General features: G+C 43.4%; 4 protein-coding genes and 1 pseudogene. All 5 read right to left on the reverse strand.

Going from position 1 to position 3777, the window contains the following annotated elements; translation table 11 throughout:
• Positions 1-518, reverse strand: a 518-nt coding sequence (locus B5F88_RS18620) for a hypothetical protein (protein ID WP_087348959.1), incomplete at its 3' end; no start/stop codon positions are given.
• Positions 519-561: 43 nt separating this feature from the next.
• Positions 562-1971: a hypothetical protein gene (locus tag B5F88_RS18625; protein WP_087348961.1), complete on the reverse strand. Its 1410-nt coding sequence runs from the start codon at positions 1969-1971 to the stop codon at positions 562-564.
• 1 nt (position 1972) lies between these two features.
• The gene (locus B5F88_RS18630; RefSeq protein WP_087348963.1) at positions 1973-2527 is read right to left on the reverse strand and encodes a sigma-70 family RNA polymerase sigma factor; all 555 of its coding nucleotides are present in this window, start codon (positions 2525-2527) and stop codon (positions 1973-1975) included.
• Between the two features lie 335 nt (positions 2528-2862).
• Complete coding sequence (locus B5F88_RS18635; protein WP_087348965.1) at positions 2863-3474, reverse strand: hypothetical protein; 612 nt, start codon at positions 3472-3474, stop codon at positions 2863-2865.
• Positions 3471-3777 (reverse strand): annotated as a pseudogene (locus B5F88_RS18640) (sigma-70 family RNA polymerase sigma factor); the annotation flags it as partial. The gene B5F88_RS18635 and the pseudogene B5F88_RS18640, both read right to left, overlap by 4 nt.

The raw sequence follows: 3777 nt of genomic DNA on the forward strand, positions 1-3777 counted from the left end.
AGATATGGTGCATTTCCGGCAATTTCCTCTGTCCTTGCCTCGCCCTGTGCCAGAACAATGTTAATTTTCGTAAAATCAACATCAAGTCTTCGATCATTAGGGAAATCATACACGCTGTCGCTAGTATCGCCAAACACAATCGTTAAGGCATCAGTTGCAAGCACATGAGCGGAAAAGCCAGCAGAAACGCCTCTTTCGCCGTCCTTCATTGCTGCTACCTCGTAGTCTCCATCGGTCTGCTTCACAACAAACGCCTGTAAATTTTGGTAGTCGTCAGTTCCTGGATTTTTTGTTCCGGTCAGAAAAATGATCTGCTCACCACAAACTTCGCTACTGATAATTTCGTAGTAAGTGGTCTGCTCCTTAAACCACTCTGTAGCTTCCTGCAAAATTGTCTGATTAGATGTGGTATCCGACGGCTTGTCAGAGGTGCCATTTTGGACTCCGGAGGAGCAACCAACCAAAGTGGCCACCATAAGCAGCGCCAAAAGAAGCGCCATGTAACTATTCTTTTTCATAAGCAACCTCCTTTACTGAAACTTGGTTTTATAGGACATCCTGTTATTCAAACTTATACACATACAAGTCGGCGCCATTTCCGGCCGTTGAAATTGCAACGCTGTTCTTGTCAAGCCAGCCAAGTCGCAATTCCTGATTCTGATCGAATCCAGAACGGTCAAAAATGGTAAACTTTGCGGCAGTAAAATCAATTACGCCAAGGGTTTCCACACTCAAGCTATCACTGGACTGAGCTGATACAAAGTAACAGGCTTTTTCGCCATCTGCACCAAGAAGAATTTGTCCCCGCTTATCATATACAAACCCATAAATAGCGGCAGATCGTGTGCCGTCTTTCTGGTCGATCACTGCCACAACACCAGTCTCATCTACATGGAGGAGATAGCGCCCGTTGAGATCAACAACTCCACCACTCCCATCGACATCAGAATTTAGCAACGGTTCATCGACTGTTTTTTCCATCGTAGATTCTTGGATGTGATAGGCCCAGCAAATATAATGATTATCCTTTTTCAATGTGAGGAGAGCGGTGTCATCATCCGCCCAAAGCACTTTGTCGATATTTTCTGTACCTGTCATGTCCAGCAGCGGGAGCAGGTTACCGGATTCCAGATTGTAAATATATGGTGCGTCAGTAAGGTCGTAGTCGCTTTGACCACGGATTAAAGCATATTTGCAGTTAGGTGCGACTTGGAACTCCTGCACATGTGTGAGCTCACACAATCCATCGTCCTCGAACACAGCTTCGGCAGCTCCTGTATGCAAATCAAGCCAGAATGCGTAAAAAGCAAGATTGTCCTCGATACCGCTATAGATCGAAAGCAGCACCATCTCAGACTGACCGGAAATCGTAGATATTTCCCATATTTTTGAGCGATCTGTGGTTTGGCCTCTGCCGATTGCCGCAAAACGGTCATCCGATAAACACCAATAAGCGTAGCCATCTACTGAAGTGCCACCGGCAGAGACATGGAACTCAGTGCGATTTGTTTGGATGTCCTGCACTATACCTCCGGTTAGTTGGTAAAACGAGACACCGCTGATTTCGCCATTCTCAGAGTAATTGATGTTATATAGAATACCGTTTCCGGAGGATGTGAGTTCTTTCCCTACATGGATATACTCGGCAGACACACCCCCACCAAGGTCAACGTGGGTTTTATCTCCAAAGTCGTCACCATTAGGAACATTTTCGGCTACGGTAATATGGAAGAATTCAAATACCATTTTACGGAACTCTTCATTTACTGCCATGGTGGTAACAAAGGAACTCAACAGAAGCATCACAGCTGCGGCAACACCAATTAAGGCTCTTCTACGAACGTGTTTAACAGATACAACTGCCGATAAAGATACTTCTTCTGAAGGAATACATCCAAGTTGTTTTTGGGCAGAAACAATATAACGGTCATCTATCATTCCGATTGCATCTAAAATCGTCTGATTGTTCAATTCAATACTCCTTTCTTTTTAAGTATGCTTTTAGCTTCTTACGGGTACGGAAAAGAAGAATTTTAATCTTGCCTTCGCTAAAGCCGGTTTTTACACTCAGCTCTTTAACTGATAGCAAAAACCAATATCGACCGACAAATGTGTTTCGTTCGTCCAAAGAAATCGTCCGAAGAAAATCATTTATATCTTTCGCTAGTTCTGCTGCCTCGATCTCCTGCTCAACACTGTTACGTGACGAAATACATTCGGATAATTCATCCAACGCCAAAAAAATCTCACCGCCGCCACGTTTTTCGGCACTTCGGGATCTCCACTTGTCGATAGAAATTCGGCGGGTTATTTTTCCCAAGAAAGTTGACAGGATGGCCGGACGGTGTGGAGGCATACTGTTCCATGCGTCAAGGTATGTATCGTTCACGCTTTCATCTGCGTCTTCGTCGTTGGCAAGAATATTATGCGCTATGGCAAAACAGTATTTTCCGTATTTCGAGGAAGTTTCATCTATGGCTCTCTCTGATCTTGCCCAGTAAAGATCGACAATGCGGGCGTCCTCCATGTGCTGTCTCCTTTCACTGTTTGATAGGGACCCTTCACCCATCTACTCGTAATTCAGATAAAAAGGTTACATCTTTTTTGAGTTCTCTTTGCGGTAAGAATATGAAAATGTCTGATTCTATTTTATTCAACGATGTATGAAAACTCAATGCGTGAGGCAGTGAACTCTCAACAAGCAGACAGGTGTGGTAGTATCTGCCATTTTTGCGGTCTGAGAGGGATAATTGTAGGAATAATAAATCTCACGGCGAAACGCAATTCGTGCCAGAATGAGGTTTCACCGTGAGATTTATATTTGTTGTTACAGATTGCTTTTTTGCATCTATGTTTGAAATATCATTCGATGACATTGCCGACTACAAACTGGATGTCGCTGATTTCTGACTCCATCTGCCGGTATTCATCCATTGTTTCCGGGGTAAACTGCACGTCACTTGCATAATAAAGCAAATATGTTCCGCTTTGCGTAGTCATAATATACTCACACTTGGCATAACTCCATTCGCCCCCAGCATCTACCTGCTCTTTTGTAAGTTGTTCGTCCCATAGTTTTAAGTAAAACAGCATTCCACCACTTAAAAGGGTCTCACTGTTACCTCCCATCGCTTCACGGATGTCGGGGTTATAGATATAATACTCCTTGAAATCGGCATCATATTCCAAAGCATATTTGTCTTTCCAATTATCCGGCAGAATCAGTGTAAGTCCAATCTCTTTGAGTTCAATGGTTTCTTGTTCAACTGGGACTTCCACCACAATCTCCTTCGCAAAGGCCACTGCACCCACCGTAAAACTGCATACCATCAATGCAATGACTGCCGCAAATGCCGTAAAGCGTTTGAAGCCCTTTTGTCGGTGCTGTCGGGCATAATTGGGAATGTGCTCCGCCTGCTGGACTAACTGATCATCTATGTTTCCAATGTGTTCGGAAAGTTGTTCCTTTTTCATACTTCAATTCCCTCGCTTTCTAAATATTTTCGTAATTTTAACCTCAATTCATACAGAATAGATTTTACCTTGCTCTGACTAAAACCCGTTTTTTCACAGATAGACTCAATGGAATCGAAATACCAATAGCGTCGGATAAAGATATTTCGTTTTTCATACCCCTGTTCCCAAAGAAAGGTGTCAATTGTACTTTTGATATGCTTACTTTCAATCTCGCTCTCAATACTAAACCTACCAGATACACAATCCCCTAATTCGTCTAATGAAATAATAGCAGAGGGATTGCGCTTCGCAGCAGACAGG

This window comes from Flavonifractor sp. An306 (assembly GCF_002159455.1).
Taxonomy (GTDB): domain Bacteria; phylum Bacillota; class Clostridia; order Oscillospirales; family Oscillospiraceae; genus Flavonifractor.